This window comes from Brucella haematophila (assembly GCF_005938105.1).
Classification (GTDB): domain Bacteria; phylum Pseudomonadota; class Alphaproteobacteria; order Rhizobiales; family Rhizobiaceae; genus Brucella; species Brucella haematophila.
Genome location: NZ_VCPE01000011.1, coordinates 1 through 14,521, shown reverse-complemented (window position 1 = coordinate 14,521; position 14,521 = coordinate 1). Strand labels below are relative to the sequence as shown.

The window sequence follows — 14,521 nt, the reverse complement described above, 5'->3', positions numbered from 1 at the left end:
GCGTTCAGCTGCTTTCGGGCGCGCGCGTGGCGGAATCCCGCAGGATCAGTTCCACCGGCCAAAGTTCGTGAATATCACTCGCGGCATGCCCGTCGAGCATGTCCATAAGAAGGTCGGCGCAGCGCTTGCCCGCCGCCCGCATGGAGGAGCGTGTTGCTGTCAGCGACGGCACCATATTCTCCGCGCTCAGGAACGAGATCACGTCGTCATGGGCAATGACCGAAATGTCCTTGCCGATGGTCAGCCCGAACGACCGCGCCGCCCGATAGATGCCAAGCGCCGTCATCATCGATCCGGCAACAAAGGCTGTTGGGCGCGGGGTGCGCTCCAGAAGCTTGATGGCAAGACGATAGCCGATTTCGTCGGTGAAATCGCCATGTTCCACCAGTTCCGGATCGAAGGGGATGCCCCTGCTTTCCAGCGCCTTGCGATAACCTTCGTCGCGATGGAGTGAGAATGTAAAGCCGTAGCGCCCATTGATCATCGCAATGCGACGGTGGCCGAGATCGAGCAGATGGGCCGTCGAGCGACAGACCGCGCCTTCATTGTCGATGTCGAGCCAAGCATGCGGGATGTCGGTTTCCGAACGCCCGTGCACCAGAAACGGCATGCCGAGTTCGTGCAGCAGGCGGATGCGTTCGTCATTCGGCTTCGGGGAGGTCACGATGATCGCATCGACCCGGCGGCTGGTGGCGAGCCGACGGCAAATCTGAACTTCGTCGTCGGTGCCATTATGGGAAATGGGGCTGACGAGAATGTCGACTTCGTCCTGACTGAGCCGTTCGGCCATGCCGCGCATGAATTCGGCGAAATGAAATTCGCTGTTGCGGCCCATCACAACGCCGATGGCACCGGCGCGCCCGGTTGCAAGCCGCACCGCATTTTCATTGGGGCGGTAACCAAGGCGCACGGCTTCATCCATCACCCGCTTGCGTGTGCTTTCGGCGACTTCAGGATAGCCGCTTAGAGCACGACTGACGGTCGTGGCTGAAAGCCCCAGTTGTTTGGCAAATTCGCGAAGTTTCATTTGGTATGTCGAGTTTAAAGGCAGGCAAGGCCGCGGATTATAGCCGCTTCCTTGCGTTTAACAATCAGCTCGCAGCCCGAAGACGGCGTGACTAATTATCATTGTGCAACAAATCCAAACCGCTTTCAAGTTTGTTTCAAAATGAAGCATAGAATCAAGTTAGAGATGGTTGATGCTCGATTTATAGAAAATGCACTCATCCATATATACAATTGAAATATCTATGCTTTTTAAAGAAAACTATCGAAGTTCCCGATCTGTAAGAATCTGTCGCTTGACAGAAATGCGGTCCTCTGCAACTTTTTGTCATCCAAACCGTTTTCGATTTTAATAATCCGCTTACAGAATGGATGGGAGGAGGGAACAATGAAACCATTAAAGGGTGTGCTCGCTGCCTGTTTGGCATTGGGCTTTGCAACGGTCAGCGCGCAGGCTGTCGAGATTTCGATTGCTGCCAATTCGACCGGCAACAATATCAAGTTCTTGCAGGATCAGATCGTCAAGTTCGAGAAGGATACCGGCAACAAGGTCAATATCGTGTCCATGCCGTCGTCCTCAAGCGAGCAGTTCAGCCAGTATCGCTTGTGGCTGGCCGCAGGCAATGCGGATATCGACGTCTATCAGACCGACGTGGTCTGGGCGCCGCAATTGTCCGACCAGTTTGTCGATCTGACCGAGGCCACAAAAGATGTGACGGGAACACATTTTGCGTCGATCATCGCGTCGCAGACCGTCAACGGCAAGCTCGTCGCCCTGCCGTTTTACACGGATGCGCCAGCGCTGTTCTACCGCAAGGATCTCCTCGAAAAATACAGCAAGCCTGTCCCCAAGACCTGGGATGAAATGACGGCAACCGCCAAGGAAATCATGGACAAGGAGCGGGCTGACGGTAAGTCCGATCTCTGGGGCTTCGTCTTTCAAGGTAATGCCTATGAAGGGCTGACCTGCAACGCGCTCGAGTGGATCAAATCGTCGGGTGGCGGTCAGATCGTTGAGGCGGACGGCACGATTTCGATCAACAATGAGAAGGCGGCCGCAGCGATTGAACGCGCAAAGGGCTGGATCGGTTCTATCTCGCCGCAAGGCGCGCTTGCCTATCAGGAAGAGGAATCGCGCGGTGTCTGGCAGACCGGCAATGCCGTCTTCATGCGCAACTGGCCTTATGCCTATGCGCTGGGCAACAGCGCGGATAGCGGCGTGAAGGGCAAGTTCGACGTTGCTCCACTGCCCGCCGGTGCCGATGGGGATGCACCATCCTCTACGCTTGGCGGCTGGAACCTTGCCGTGTCCAAATATTCGACCAAGCAGGATGCGGCCATCGCATTGGTCAAATATCTGGCATCACCGGAAGTGCAGAAGGTGCAGGCGGTCGAGATTTCGCGTCTGCCGACCATTGAAGCGCTTTACGATGACAAGGATGTCATCGCCGCACAGCCCTTCATGGCCAACTGGAAACCCATTTTCCAGAACGCCGTGCCACGGCCATCGGCTGCAACAAAGGTTAAGTATAACGAAGTGTCGTCAAAATTCTGGACGGCGGTTCACAAGACACTCTCCGGCAACGGAACCGCTGCGGAGAATCTCGAAATGCTTGAGGTCGAGCTGACTGAGCTGGAAGGTTCTGGCTGGTAAGGACCGATCAAGCCGCGTTCGGGTTGTCCTCCCAAGCCCCGCCCCCAAGGTGGGCAACCCGAACGCTCATATTCCTCTGAGCAGGACCAGAGCTGGATCATGACAGAGACTTCTCTCGATATTGCGGAAGCATCGCCTCAAAGGGTGCGTGTTCACTCCGATTTGCGCAGTCAGCGCATCCGGTCTGCTTGGATTTTTCTCGCCCCCACGCTGTTTGTGCTGGCGCTGGTGGCCGGGTGGCCATTGCTTAGAACCATCTATTTCAGTTTTACCAATGCTTCGCTGACCAGTCTTGGCTCGGCAGAATTCGTCGGCTTCAGTAATTATCTCAACTGGATCACGCTGAAGAGCGGACGCACCGTCTATCGTGGCCTTCTTGCCGACCCCGCATGGTGGGGCGCCGTCTGGAACACCATCAAGTTCACGCTGCTCTCGGTCAGTCTGGAAACCATATTCGGCTTGATCGTGGCGCTGGTACTCAATGCCAATTTTCCGGGGCGAGGTCTGGTGCGTGCGGCGATCCTGATCCCGTGGGCGATCCCCACCATTGTTTCGGCCAAGATCTGGCACTGGATGCTCAACGACCAGTTCGGCATTCTCAATCACATACTGCTCAATCTGGGGCTTATCAGCCAGAAGATCGCGTGGACTGCCAATCCGGATACGGCGATGATTGCGGTTCTGATTGTCGATGTCTGGAAGACGACGCCCTTCATGGCGCTGCTAATTCTGGCCGGTCTGCAAATGGTGCCGACGGATATTTATGAAGCGGCGAAGATCGATGGCGTGCATCCGCTGAAAGTGTTCTGGCGGGTGACGCTGCCGCTGATACGCCCGGCGCTGATGGTGGCGATCATCTTCCGCATGCTCGATGCGCTGCGCATTTTCGATCTGATCTATGTGCTGACGCCCAACAATGCGCAAACAAAGACCATGTCGGTCTTTGCGCGTGAAAATCTGTTCGATTTCGACAAGTTTGCCTATGGTGCGGCGGCATCGACAATGCTGTTCCTCATCATCGCAGGCATCACCTTGCTCTACATGTTCTTCGGACGTGTGAACATTGCCAGCAGGGGAGAGTAGAGGATGCACTATATAAAGTTAGCTGGCTTCTATCTCCTCGTTGCAATCATCATTCTGGTCGCGGTGTTCCCGTTCTATTATGCGATCATCACCAGTGTGAAATCGGGAACAGCGCTGTTTCAGGTCGATTACTGGCCCACCAATTTCTCGATTGAAAACTATACCAGCGTGCTGACGCAGGGCAGCTTCCTGCGCAGTCTCGGCAATTCGCTGCTGGTGGCAACGGTGGTGGTGGCAATTTCGCTTTTGCTTGCAATAACAGCGGCCTATGCGTTGGCGCGGGTGCGTTTCCGGGGCAGGGGGTTGTTGCTGCTCACCATTCTCTCGGTGTCGATGTTTCCGCAGATTGCTGTTCTGGCCGGCCTGTTCGAGTTGATCCGTTTCCTCGGCATTTTCAATACGCCGCTGGCGCTGATCTTCTCCTACATGATCTTCACACTGCCATTCACCGTGTGGGTGCTAACCACCTTCATGCGCGATCTGCCGATGGAGATCGAAGAAGCGGCCATTGTCGACGGGGCATCGCCTTGGGTCATCATAACGCGAGTGTTCATGCCACTCATGTGGCCCGCACTGGTGACGACAGGTCTGCTCGCCTTCATCTCCGCATGGAACGAGTTCCTGTTCGCGCTCACCTTCACCTCGTCCGGCGGCCAGCGCACCGTGCCTGTGGCGATCGCGCTTTTGTCGGGCAGCAGTCAGTTCGAAATCCCCTGGGGCAACATCATGGCGGCTTCGGTCATTGTCACGGTTCCCCTCGTCATCCTCGTGCTCATCTTCCAGCGGCGGATCGTCTCCGGTCTGACGGCGGGTGGCGTAAAGGGCTAGGAGTAAGGTTATGGCAGAACTTCAATTGCGCGATGTGCGCAAATCTTTCGGCAATTTTGATGTCATCAAGGGCGTCGATATGGATATCCGCCCCGGCGAGTTCATGGTCTTTGTCGGCCCATCCGGTTGCGGCAAGTCCACCTTGCTGCGCCTGATTGCGGGACTGGAGGAAATTTCATCGGGAAGCCTCGCCATCGATGGAACGGTGGTCAACAGCTTCACCCCTTCGAAGCGCGGCATCGCCATGGTGTTCCAGTCCTATGCGCTTTATCCGCATATGACGGTCTATGAGAATATGGCCTTCGGTATGCAGCTTGCAGGCAAGACCAAGGACGAATGCAAAAGCCGCATTCACAAGGCCGCGGAGATGCTGCAACTGTCGCCCTATCTGGAGCGGTTGCCGCGCCAGCTTTCCGGCGGTCAGCGCCAGCGCGTGGCCATCGGTCGGGCCATTGTGCGCGACCCGAAGGTTTTCCTGTTCGACGAACCCTTGTCCAACCTCGATGCGGCGCTACGTGTGGCTACAAGGCTTGAGATCGCCAAGCTCCACCAGAGCATGGAAGACACCACCATGATCTATGTGACACATGATCAGGTGGAGGCGATGACACTGGCGGATCGTATCTGTGTGCTGCGCGATGGGCGCGTGGAGCAGGTCGGTACGCCGCTTGAGCTTTACGAAAAGCCCAATTCGCTTTTCGTCGCCGGGTTCATCGGATCGCCGAAGATGAATTTCCTGACCGGCAAACATGCCGAGCCTTTCGGTGCTCACACGGTGGGTTTGCGTTCCGAGCATCTTGCCGTTGTTCCCGAAGGCGGTCACTGGACCGGTCAGGTGATCCACACCGAAATCCTCGGTTCCGATACCTATGTCTATATCGATCTCGGCCTGGAGGAACCGCTGGTGGTCCGCGAAAGCGGCGTCGCGGTGCGCAAATCAGGCGAGACGCTCTCGGTTTCCCCGGCAGGGGACAATGTTCATCGTTTCGATGAAAAGGGCCGCGCCGTTTGACGTCGACCTCCCAAGCTCAATGACACATGAGACAACCGGGCTTTGACGCCCGCAGCAAGGAGAATATCCGTGCCTATTCGCACAATCGTCTGGGGTGAGAACATCCACGAGCAGATCAATGAAACGGTGCGTTCGGTCTATCCGAATGGCATGCACAACACGATTGCCGACGCACTGAACACCGACAGCGGCATCAGTGCTACGACCGCCACCTTGCAGGAACCGGAGCATGGCTTGCCGGAAGCACGCTTGGCCCAGACCGACGTTCTGGTCTGGTGGGGGCACAAGGATCACGGTGCCGTCAGCGATGAGGTGGTGGAGCGCGTGGCGAAGCGCGTGTTCGAGGGCATGGGGCTGATCGTGCTCCATTCCGGCCATTTCTCCAAAATCTTCAAGCGCGTCATGGGCACGCCCTGCGCGCTCAAATGGCGCGAGGCGGGCGAGCGTGAGCGTGTGTGGGTCGTCAATCGCGGTCACCCGATTGCACAAGGGCTGGACGAGAATTTCGTCCTCGAAAATGAGGAAATGTATGGCGAACAGTTCTCCGTGCCGGAACCACTGGAAACGGTGTTCATTTCGTGGTTCGCGGGCGGTGAAGTGTTCCGTTCCGGCATGACCTGGCGTCGCGGTGCGGGCAATGTGTTCTATTTCCGCCCCGGCCATGAAACCTACCCGACCTACCACGATGCCAATGTGCAGACCGTTCTGCGCAATTCGGTCAAATGGGCTTATAATCCGCAGCCGGCATGGACAGGCATCCACACCGCGCCGAATGTTCCGGTCGAAAAGGCGCTGGAGCCGATTGTCGAGCGCGGGCCCAAGCTGCACAAGGCCGGTGAAGCCGGTTATCGCTGAGGTGCATGATGCGTCTTCTTATTCTGGGTACTGGCGGCATGGCGAAAAACCATGCCGAAGCCTTCAAGGCGATTGAGGGCGTCGAGGTGGTTGCGGCCTGTGATGTGTCGGCGGAACGTGTCGACGCGTTTTCGGAAAACCACGACATTCATAACCGCTTCACGCGGCTTGAAGATGCGCTGGAATGGGGTCGCTTCGATGCGGTCGCCAATGTCACGCCGGACGCCATCCATCACCCGACCACATTGACGCTGGTCGGGGCGGGCAAGCATGTCTTTTGCGAAAAGCCGCTGGCGGAAAGCTATGAGAAGGCCGCTGAAATGGCCGATGCAGCCGAGCAGGCCAATGTCGTCAATATGGTCAATCTGACCTATCGCAACGTTGCGCCCTTGCAGAAGGCGCGCGAGATGGTACTCGCCGGAGAAATCGGGCAGGTGCGCCATTTCGAGGCGTCCTATCTGCAAAGCTGGCTGGTGTCGAAGGCATGGGGTGACTGGAAGACCGAGAGCAAATGGCTCTGGCGTCTTTCGACCCGCCATGGGTCGAACGGCGTTCTTGGCGATGTCGGCATCCACATTCTCGACTTCGCATCCTATGCCATCGGCAGCGACGTGGAACGGGCGTCAGCACGGCTGAAGACCTTCGATAAGGCCGACAACGACCATATCGGCGAATATGTGCTGGATGCCAATGACAGCTTCGTCATGATGGCGGAATACGCCAATGGTGCGCTGGGGGTCATTCATGCCAGCCGCTGGGCGACCGGGCATCTGAACGAGTTGCGTCTGCGCATTCATGGCGACAAGGGCGCACTGGAAGTGCTTCACACGCCGACCGGATCGAGCCTGCGCGGCTCTATCGGCGAGGATATCGAAACACCGGTCTGGCGCGATATCGATGCCGGTATTGTCGAGACCAACTATCAGCGGTTTGCCCGCGCCGTGGCTGATGGCATTGGGCTGGAGCCGAGTTTCCGCCATGCCGCCAATCTGCAACGCGTGCTCGATCATGCCATGGTCGTTGATAGGCCTTTGCCGGAAGTCGCCGCAAGCTGACCAAGCAAGCGCCGGTCTGTAGCAACAGGTCGGCGCTCGTCTTTGTTAGAAATTCATTAGAGCATTTCCAGCAAAAGTGCGTAGCGGTTTTGCGTAGGATAATGCGTAAAAACAAATGGATAGAGCGGTTCCACGATTCCGTTTTAACCGGAACCGCTCTAGCGCAAAGTGCGGGATATTTCCGCCTGCGTCGCCTTCAGCGCGGGCAAATAGCGCTCGATGACATCGGCCATCGGTTCATCGGTCAAAGCCAGGCCGACATTGAGCGCGGCAACCACTTTCCCGTGGAAGTTGGTAAGTGGTACGGCCATGGAGCGCAGGCCGATTTCCACTTCCTGATCGATGCCTGCATAGCCTTGCTCGCGGATGCGGGCCAGCTCTTCCATGATGCGCGTCAGATCGGTTTCCGTCCGCGGCGTGCGGGCGATGCGCTGGCTTGCATTCAGCGTTTCACGCGCTTCCGCATCGGGCAGGACCGCGAGCAGCACCCGTCCCATCGAGGTGCAATAGGCAGGCAATCGCGATCCCGGCATCAGCATCACCGACATGACGCGCTGCTGCGCCGCGCGGGCGACATAGACAATTTCCGTCTCATCAAGAATGGAGACGGAAGTGCTTTGGCGGATTTCATCCGACAGGCGGTCGAGAAAAGGCTGCACGATACGCGGAAGCGGCATGGAGGCGAGGCACCCGGTGCCGAGCCGCAGAATGCGCGGCGTCACCGTGAAATATTTGCCGTCATAAGCACAATAGCCAAGCTCGGCTAGTGTCAGCAGGCAGCGACGCGTCGTGGCGCGGTCATAGCCGGATAGTTCCGCTGCATCGGAAATGCTGAGCCGTGGGTGATCGAAGGTAAAAGCCTCAATCACTTTCAGTCCCTTGGCCAGTCCACCCATCATGTCGCGATCCTTGATCTGCACGCGGGCAACCTCCGTATTTGTGCGATTATCGAACAAAGTAAGCATAACGCACAAAATCATTGTGGTCGAGAGGGCGTCGTTTTATTCAATCTGGAGCGCATTTTTGAAAGACGGTTTCCGATTTTCGGCATGCGCACCGCCCGGCCCGACTTTGGCGCTGCGGTCGTCTGAGGAGAAGAATATGGACAAGACAATAGGAAGCCTTGCGGAAGCGGTTGCCGGTATCGGCGATGGCGCGACCGTGATGATCGGCGGGTTTGGTGGATCGGGCGCGCCGATTGAACTCATTCACGCGCTCATCGACAAGGGGTCGAAAAATCTGACGGTCATCAATAACAATGCCGGTAACGGTCGCATCGGCATCGCTGCCATGATCGACGCGGGACTGGTCAGGAAGATGATCTGTTCGTTTCCGCGTTCGTCCGATCCGCGCGCCTTCACCGACAAGTATCTGGCCGGAGAAATCGAGCTTGAGCTGGTTCCGCAGGGAACGCTCGCCGAACGCATCCGCGCTGGTGGTGCAGGCATCCCGGCTTTCTATACGCCAACCGCTTTTGGCACCGAGCTTGCCGATGGCAAGGTGATCGCCGAATTCGATGGCCGCGCTTACGTGCAGGAGCGCTGGCTCAAGGCGGATTTTGCGCTGATCAAGGCGCATGTGGCTGATATTCACGGCAATCTCAACTACCGTATGGCGGCGCGCAACTTCAATCCGCTGATGTGCATGGCTGCGGCCAAGACCATCGTGCAGGCATCCCAGATTGTGCCGCTTGGCGGCATCGAGCCGGAAAATGTCATCACGCCGGGCATCTTCGTCGACAGCATTGTCGAAGTGGCAAACCCGCAGCAGGAAGAAGAACTCATTCGGGCAGGAGTGGCCTACGTATGACCGTCGATACACGTGAGGACATCAAGCTTTCCAACGCCCAGATTGCCTGGCGCGCGGCGCAGGATATTGCCGACGGCGCTTATGTAAATCTTGGCATCGGCTTTCCCGAAATGGTTGCCCGCTATCAGCCGGAAGGCCGCGAAGCGATCTTCCACACCGAGAACGGTATTCTCGATTTCGGCGAAGCACCGCCGGAAGGTGAGGAAGACTGGGATCTCATCAATGCCGGCAAAAAGGCTGTGACACTGAAGCCGGGCGCGGCTTTCTTCCATCATGCCGACAGCTTTGCCATGGTGCGCGGCGGTCATCTTGATGTGGCGATCCTCGGTGCCTATCAGGTGGCGCAGAACGGCGATCTGGCCAATTGGCGCGTGGGCGCCAAGGGTGTGCCTGCCGTCGGCGGCGCGATGGATCTTGTCCATGGCGCCAAGCAGGTGGTGGTCATCACCGAACATGTCACCAAGAAGGGCGAGCCGAAACTGGTCGAAAAATGCGCCTTTCCGCTGACTGGCGTCGGCTGCATCACGCGCATCTATACCAGCCATGCGGTGGTTGACATCGACAAGGGCCGCTTTGTGCTGCGCGAAAAGCTTGCGGCGATGACGCTGGAAGAGCTACAGGCTATGACCGGCGCGAAGCTGCATATCGATGGCCCTGTTGCCGATCTCGTTGTTCCAGAATTGTGAGGCCTGTCATGACCGAAGCCTATATTTGCGATTACATCCGTACACCCATCGGTCGTTATGGTGGCGCGCTTTCCGCAGTCCGTGCCGATGATTTGGGCGCCGTGCCCCTCAAGGCTCTTATGGAGCGTAACGCTTCCGTCGATTGGGAAGCCGTCGATGACGTCATCTTCGGTTCGGCCAATCAGGCAGGCGAAGACAACCGCAATGTCGCACGTATGTCGCTGCTGCTGGCTGGTCTTCCAGTCAGCGTCTCCGGCACCACGATCAACCGTCTATGCGGTTCGGGTATGGATGCGGTTATCGCCGCTGCCCGCGCCATCAAGGCAGGCGAAGCGGAACTGATGATTGCGGGCGGTGTGGAAAGCATGAGCCGTGCGCCTTTCGTCATGCCGAAGGCCGATAGCGCCTTTTCGCGCAAGGCGGAAATCTTCGACACCACCATTGGCTGGCGCTTCGTCAATCCGCTGATGAAGAAGCAATATGGTGTCGATTCCATGCCGGAAACCGGCGAAAACGTTGCCGAAGATTATAAGGTCTCGCGCGCTGATCAGGATGCGTTTGCCGTTCGCAGCCAGAACAAGGCCGCTGAGGCGCAGGCCAACGGACGTCTGGCCAAGGAAATCGTGGCGGTTACCATTCCGCAGCGCAAGGGTGATCCGATCGTCGTGGACAAGGACGAGCATCCGCGTGCCACCAGCATCGAAGCGCTGGCCAAGCTGCCGACACCTTTCCGCGAGGGCGGCACGGTCACGGCGGGCAATGCATCGGGCGTCAATGACGGCGCTGCCGCATTGATCGTTGCTTCGGAAGCCGCGGTGAAGAAATATGGCCTCACACCTATTGCTCGCGTCGTGGGCGGTGCGACGGCTGGTGTGCCGCCGCGCATCATGGGCATTGGCCCGGCACCGGCAACCAAGAAGCTCAGCGCTCGCATCGGCATTGCACCTGATGCTTTCGACGTGATCGAGCTGAACGAAGCTTTCGCCTCGCAGGGCCTTGCCGTGCTGCGTGAGCTGGGCATTGCTGATGACGACAGCCGCGTCAATCCGAATGGCGGCGCAATTGCGCTCGGTCATCCGCTCGGTATGTCGGGCGCGCGCATTGCTGGCACCGCGGCGCTGGAACTGTCGCTGAACGGCGGCAAATATGCGCTCGCCACTATGTGCATTGGCGTCGGTCAGGGCATTGCCATCGCGCTTGAGCGCGTCTGATCCATCTTCTGTATCTCCAGCGAGGTTGTGAAGCAGCTTTGCTGGAGATGTTTGCGGCTTGGTAGATCAAATGGGGTTCTTGGCGGAAGAGAATGGGAGTCGAACCCACCAAAGACCGTCTATCGGCCCCTTCCGGATTTGAAGTCCGGACATGCCACCGGGCATGTATCCCTTCCAGATATTGAATTCATTACATAAATTCGTGTCAGGCGACGGTAGCAGAGGGCAGTTTGCTACCCAATTGCTACCATTTTATTTTCCCCTCTTTCCTACAGCACGCGTAATCATCGCGTCAATCTGGGCAGCAGCATTGGCTTGCATACCCGGCATGACATGGCTGTAAAGGTCGAGAGTGATCGCGATTGTAGAATGTCCGAGTCGCTCGCTCGCGATCTTCGGATGAACCCCAGCTGCCAGCATTTGGGTAGCATGGGTATGACGCAAATCGTGAAGCCGGATCGGCGGCAGGGCGAGGCCTTTCCGCAGTCTATTCCATGCGTCTGTCAGCTTGCGCGGCTCAAGAGCTTCTCCTTGCTCGTCTGCCACAATAAATGTCTCATCAGTAAGGCGAACACCCAGCGGCAATAGCTCTTCGGCCTGACGCGCTCTATGCGCCTTCAATGCAGCCGTGACCGAAGCCGGAATGTCGACAACACGGCCCTTACCAGACTTTGGTTCCTTGTAGTGAACCTCTTTGTTCGTCTGCTCTGCGCTCTCGATCACGAATAGCCGTGATCCTTCGAAGTCTATGTGCTTCCAGCGCAGGGCTGCAATTTCCCCGCGCTCATTCCGCACATCACTGCCAGCAGCACCGGCATGTGAAGTCGTTTGCCTTCAATCGCCTTCAACAGTGTCGCTGTCTGGTTGGCGTCATAAGCGCCCATCGGCTTCCGAACTTGCTTCGGTGCCTTTGAAGTCGTGGCCGGGTTTCTCAGTAGCAATTCCCATGTGACGGCCTGACCAAGCGCCATGACAAGCACACGGCGAATATGCCGGACTGTGGTTGGCGATAGACCGCCTTTGCCATCAACACGGCCGGAAACGATCGCCGTTGAAAGTGCGTTGTCGATGCGCTCAGTTTTGAGCTTATTCAAAATGACATCGCCAAGCAGCGGCTTGATGTTCAGTTCGCAGAGTTCGGTATATCGCTCATGGGTCTTGTTCGAAACGCTAGGCTTTACGTGGGTGAGCCAACGTTTCAGAAACTCCGCGAGTGTGGTTTTGTCCGGCTCGATGTAGACCCCGCCATTAAGTTCGGAAACCAGTCGGGCGCATTCGACCTGGGCCTGCCTTTTGGTGCCGTGGAACGTGTGCCACTTGCGGCGGCGCTTGCCTGTCTCGGGATCAGGAACGTCAAGGACGATTGCCCACTTACCGGGCGAGCGTTCACGGATGTGGCCTTTCATTTGCTCTCGTTCCACTTCTCAGCAAGCGGCTTAAGGACCTCTTTGATACTCGTGTAATATTTATCGGCACCCTCATCAGCCTCTTGGATCGCCTGCGCTGTAGTCTTTGCGTCTTTGAGGGTCGCAGCCTCGCCCAGCACACCATACAGAAGGTTGATCATTCGCTTCTGCCCTTCGGCTTGGTTCATAAAGGTAACGAGAACTTGGGTTAGTGCCTGGGTCGAATAGGCTTCATCATCAACCCCATTCACCGCGTTATCCAGATTATCGATCATTCGCGGCATTAAAGCACGTAAGTCATTCAAGTTGTCATAGAGCGCGTCAAAGTGCCTATCGAGCCTCAGCCCAATCTGTACCAATCGTCTGACTGCATCCGAACGTGTGCTTATCCGGTTCTCGTATCGCCAGTCATCGATAGCGGTCAGTTCGTCGTCTGACATCATAATCGGAACCCGGTTTTCTCGCGGCTTGACCATTAGCATCACCCTTCCTGTTACTAACTCATACAAAATCGGCACAAGTAGCACAACAGCTATTGCGAAAGCATGAAAAATCTCTTAACAATAAAAAATCGGCACAAGTAGCGCCGATAGCGCTTAAAAGAGACAGGATCAGATATGACGCTAGAAGAAGCTCTGACCAAGCCAACCATATCAGTGACCGAAGCAGGAAAGTTGTTTTTCGGCTTAGCCCGTTGCGCATCATACGACGCCGCTAAGCGCGGCGATTTCCAGACAATCAGAGTTGGAGGCCGGATCGTGGTGCCAGTTGCGCCGCTGGCTGCAAGCCTCGGACTTCGCGCCAATATTGGAGGCGCATCACAATGACCCAGAAATCAAAAGGCCCGGCAGAGGCGGCAACCTCAAATCCGGGCGACGTTCACCTCACCCAGCAAGGAAAGAAGAACATGGATACCAATAGCACAGAAATTCCAAGCCAAGCAAGGCAGCGAGTGCCGAGCTTGTACGATCTTGAAACGCCGATCTGCGAGCTTAAGACGTTTCTCTACATGCTTCAGGTCGTTTGGGAGGGGATGCCCATCGAAAAGATTAGGCGCTTCCCCAGCGATAAGTTGCTCATTTGCAGCAATGACCGCTCTGAGGCCATATCGTTTTCAATCCTCGAAGCTCAGGAAAAGGCACGGGACGTTTTCAGTCTTTGGGAAAAGCTAGTGGAAGAAAAGAGGGCATCAGTATGAGCACTCCAGACGCCACGATTTCCAATCTCAAGGCCATCGAATACCAGTTCCACGATCTGAAGTGCATGGCCGGTATTCTCGCGGAAATGCTGGATACCATAATCGGCAGCACCAGCCGTTACGACGATATGCACAAGGTGCAGATCATGCCCGATGACCTGGACCGCCTTTCGTTCGCATGGAACGACGTTCTTAACCGATCGAACCGGTTGGAGTTTGAATTCCTCAAGCAGCTTTACCCGCACAGCCCGGAGTTCAATCAATGATGCTCTTCTACACGTTTCGTAACCGTTGCTGGCAATGGCTGGCGCTCTGGGCCTGCAAACATGCCGACCGCTCATATGAGGACTTCATGCGGAGGTACAACCGATGAGATCATTTGCGTCTATCCCGCCGACCATCTGGAAAACCGACCTGAAGAAGCTTCGCGGTGATTTGGAGGCAATCGCGGTCTACTATCACCTGACGACCAGTCACCACTCAACCATGATCGGCATTTACCCGCTGAATATCGAGTATCTTGCGCTGGATATTGGCATACCCTTGGAAGGGGCTTGGAAGGGGCTTCAAAGGGTCATTGAGGCCGGAATAGCCTCTTATGATAGTGAGGCGGAACTGGTCTGGGTGTAAGCGGTGTCTCACTCACACCGGGCCGGTATAATTCCATGGTAATAGTTGGTCGATTTGGCTCTGCTTATGGCCATTGACGATTGCGGTGA

The 14,521-nt window shown here is 56.6% G+C and carries 18 protein-coding genes and 1 tRNA gene; 13 read left to right on the top strand and 6 right to left on the bottom strand.

The genetic code is table 11. The annotated features are described in order from the left end of the window. Nucleotides 1–4: 4 nt before the first annotated feature. Nucleotides 5–1,027, bottom strand: coding sequence for a substrate-binding domain-containing protein (locus FGI60_RS16370; protein ID WP_138786101.1), 1,023 nt, complete (start codon nt 1,025–1,027; stop codon nt 5–7). Between the two features lie 366 nt (nt 1,028–1,393). On the opposite strand from FGI60_RS16370, the gene FGI60_RS16365 reads away from it, so the two are divergent. The 6 genes from FGI60_RS16365 (at nt 1,394) to FGI60_RS16345 (ending at nt 7,492) form a co-directional block, all read left to right on the top strand. Then, complete coding sequence (locus tag FGI60_RS16365) at nt 1,394–2,659, top strand: ABC transporter substrate-binding protein (RefSeq protein WP_138786100.1); 1,266 nt, start codon at nt 1,394–1,396, stop codon at nt 2,657–2,659. Between the two features lie 99 nt (nt 2,660–2,758). Continuing rightward, the gene (locus FGI60_RS26545) at nt 2,759–3,742 is read left to right on the top strand and encodes a carbohydrate ABC transporter permease (protein WP_235889837.1); all 984 of its coding nucleotides are present in this window, start codon (nt 2,759–2,761) and stop codon (nt 3,740–3,742) included. 3 nt (nt 3,743–3,745) lie between these two features. Then, nucleotides 3,746–4,570: a carbohydrate ABC transporter permease gene (locus FGI60_RS26540; RefSeq protein ID WP_235889836.1), complete on the top strand. Its 825-nt coding sequence runs from the start codon at nt 3,746–3,748 to the stop codon at nt 4,568–4,570. 10 nt (nt 4,571–4,580) lie between these two features. Next, the gene (locus FGI60_RS16355) at nt 4,581–5,582 is read left to right on the top strand and encodes an ABC transporter ATP-binding protein (RefSeq protein WP_138786099.1); all 1,002 of its coding nucleotides are present in this window, start codon (nt 4,581–4,583) and stop codon (nt 5,580–5,582) included. A gap of 69 nt (nt 5,583–5,651) precedes the next feature. Then, entirely contained in the window at nt 5,652–6,437 is a 786-nt protein-coding gene (locus tag FGI60_RS16350) for a ThuA domain-containing protein (RefSeq protein WP_138786098.1), read from the top strand. A gap of 8 nt (nt 6,438–6,445) precedes the next feature. After that, nucleotides 6,446–7,492, top strand: coding sequence for a Gfo/Idh/MocA family protein (locus tag FGI60_RS16345; RefSeq protein WP_138786244.1), 1,047 nt, complete (start codon nt 6,446–6,448; stop codon nt 7,490–7,492). A gap of 158 nt (nt 7,493–7,650) precedes the next feature. On the opposite strand, the gene FGI60_RS16340 is transcribed toward FGI60_RS16345, so the two are convergent. After that, nucleotides 7,651–8,457 carry an IclR family transcriptional regulator domain-containing protein gene (locus tag FGI60_RS16340; protein ID WP_374843515.1) on the bottom strand — a complete coding sequence of 269 codons (807 nt, stop codon included), beginning with the start codon at nt 8,455–8,457 and terminating at the stop codon, nt 7,651–7,653. 136 nt (nt 8,458–8,593) lie between these two features. Between FGI60_RS16340 and FGI60_RS16335 the strand changes: the two genes are divergently transcribed. The 3 genes from FGI60_RS16335 to pcaF are packed head-to-tail and all read left to right on the top strand — an operon-like array spanning nt 8,594 to nt 11,198. Further along, on the top strand, nt 8,594–9,301 hold the full coding sequence (locus FGI60_RS16335) for a 3-oxoacid CoA-transferase subunit A (protein ID WP_138786096.1): 708 nt from the start codon (nt 8,594–8,596) through the stop codon (nt 9,299–9,301). Beyond that, nucleotides 9,298–9,987 (top strand): CoA transferase subunit B, encoded by a 690-nt coding sequence (locus tag FGI60_RS16330; protein WP_078338305.1) that lies wholly within the window; start codon nt 9,298–9,300, stop codon nt 9,985–9,987. The genes FGI60_RS16335 and FGI60_RS16330 overlap by 4 nt, the downstream gene beginning before the upstream one ends. Nucleotides 9,988–9,995: 8 nt before the next feature. Next, nucleotides 9,996–11,198 carry a 3-oxoadipyl-CoA thiolase gene (gene pcaF / locus FGI60_RS16325; RefSeq protein ID WP_138786095.1) on the top strand — a complete coding sequence of 401 codons (1,203 nt, stop codon included), beginning with the start codon at nt 9,996–9,998 and terminating at the stop codon, nt 11,196–11,198. 80 nt (nt 11,199–11,278) lie between these two features. Here the strand turns inward: pcaF and FGI60_RS16320 are convergent. The 4 genes from FGI60_RS16320 to FGI60_RS16310 form a co-directional block, all read right to left on the bottom strand. Then, nucleotides 11,279–11,374 (bottom strand) — tRNA-Sec (locus tag FGI60_RS16320). 76 nt (nt 11,375–11,450) lie between these two features. Beyond that, on the bottom strand, nt 11,451–11,921 hold the full coding sequence (locus FGI60_RS26425; RefSeq protein ID WP_235889835.1) for a site-specific integrase: 471 nt from the start codon (nt 11,919–11,921) through the stop codon (nt 11,451–11,453). Nucleotides 11,922–11,944: 23 nt separating this feature from the next. Further along, a complete protein-coding gene (locus FGI60_RS26420; RefSeq protein ID WP_210238447.1) occupies nt 11,945–12,604 on the bottom strand; it encodes a tyrosine-type recombinase/integrase in 660 nt (219 codons plus the stop codon). Then, nucleotides 12,601–13,080 carry a hypothetical protein gene (locus tag FGI60_RS16310; protein ID WP_171058788.1) on the bottom strand — a complete coding sequence of 160 codons (480 nt, stop codon included), beginning with the start codon at nt 13,078–13,080 and terminating at the stop codon, nt 12,601–12,603. The genes FGI60_RS26420 and FGI60_RS16310 overlap by 4 nt, the downstream gene beginning before the upstream one ends. A gap of 141 nt (nt 13,081–13,221) precedes the next feature. Here FGI60_RS16310 and FGI60_RS16305 point away from each other — a divergent pair, with 141 nt between their 5' ends. From FGI60_RS16305 to FGI60_RS16290, 4 genes are all read left to right on the top strand, one after another. Beyond that, nucleotides 13,222–13,431, top strand: a complete 210-nt coding sequence (locus FGI60_RS16305; protein WP_138786093.1) for a hypothetical protein — start codon at nt 13,222–13,224, stop codon at nt 13,429–13,431. Then, on the top strand, nt 13,428–13,802 hold the full coding sequence (locus FGI60_RS16300) for a hypothetical protein (RefSeq protein ID WP_138786092.1): 375 nt from the start codon (nt 13,428–13,430) through the stop codon (nt 13,800–13,802). Before FGI60_RS16305 ends, FGI60_RS16300 begins: the two co-directional genes overlap by 4 nt. Further along, the gene (locus tag FGI60_RS16295) at nt 13,799–14,068 is read left to right on the top strand and encodes a hypothetical protein (RefSeq protein ID WP_138786091.1); all 270 of its coding nucleotides are present in this window, start codon (nt 13,799–13,801) and stop codon (nt 14,066–14,068) included. The genes FGI60_RS16300 and FGI60_RS16295 overlap by 4 nt, the downstream gene beginning before the upstream one ends. Before the next feature lie 103 nt (nt 14,069–14,171). Beyond that, the gene (locus FGI60_RS16290; RefSeq protein WP_138786090.1) at nt 14,172–14,432 is read left to right on the top strand and encodes a hypothetical protein; all 261 of its coding nucleotides are present in this window, start codon (nt 14,172–14,174) and stop codon (nt 14,430–14,432) included. Nucleotides 14,433–14,521 lie beyond the last annotated feature (89 nt).

Coding starts and splice junctions, on each gene's coding strand:
- FGI60_RS16370 (WP_138786101.1), bottom strand. CDS start 1,027: ATGAAACTTCGCGAATTTGCCAAACAACTGGGGCTTTCAGCCACGACC.
- FGI60_RS16365 (WP_138786100.1), top strand. CDS start 1,394: ATGAAACCATTAAAGGGTGTGCTCGCTGCCTGTTTGGCATTGGGCTTT.
- FGI60_RS26545 (WP_235889837.1), top strand. CDS start 2,759: ATGACAGAGACTTCTCTCGATATTGCGGAAGCATCGCCTCAAAGGGTG.
- FGI60_RS26540 (WP_235889836.1), top strand. CDS start 3,746: ATGCACTATATAAAGTTAGCTGGCTTCTATCTCCTCGTTGCAATCATC.
- FGI60_RS16355 (WP_138786099.1), top strand. CDS start 4,581: ATGGCAGAACTTCAATTGCGCGATGTGCGCAAATCTTTCGGCAATTTT.
- FGI60_RS16345 (WP_138786244.1), top strand. CDS start 6,446: ATGCGTCTTCTTATTCTGGGTACTGGCGGCATGGCGAAAAACCATGCC.
- FGI60_RS16340 (WP_374843515.1), bottom strand. CDS start 8,457: ATGCTTACTTTGTTCGATAATCGCACAAATACGGAGGTTGCCCGCGTG.
- FGI60_RS16335 (WP_138786096.1), top strand. CDS start 8,594: ATGGACAAGACAATAGGAAGCCTTGCGGAAGCGGTTGCCGGTATCGGC.
- FGI60_RS16330 (WP_078338305.1), top strand. CDS start 9,298: ATGACCGTCGATACACGTGAGGACATCAAGCTTTCCAACGCCCAGATT.
- pcaF (WP_138786095.1), top strand. CDS start 9,996: ATGACCGAAGCCTATATTTGCGATTACATCCGTACACCCATCGGTCGT.
- FGI60_RS26420 (WP_210238447.1), bottom strand. CDS start 12,604: ATGAAAGGCCACATCCGTGAACGCTCGCCCGGTAAGTGGGCAATCGTC.
- FGI60_RS16310 (WP_171058788.1), bottom strand. CDS start 13,080: ATGGTCAAGCCGCGAGAAAACCGGGTTCCGATTATGATGTCAGACGAC.
- FGI60_RS16305 (WP_138786093.1), top strand. CDS start 13,222: ATGACGCTAGAAGAAGCTCTGACCAAGCCAACCATATCAGTGACCGAA.
- FGI60_RS16300 (WP_138786092.1), top strand. CDS start 13,428: ATGACCCAGAAATCAAAAGGCCCGGCAGAGGCGGCAACCTCAAATCCG.
- FGI60_RS16295 (WP_138786091.1), top strand. CDS start 13,799: ATGAGCACTCCAGACGCCACGATTTCCAATCTCAAGGCCATCGAATAC.
- FGI60_RS16290 (WP_138786090.1), top strand. CDS start 14,172: ATGAGATCATTTGCGTCTATCCCGCCGACCATCTGGAAAACCGACCTG.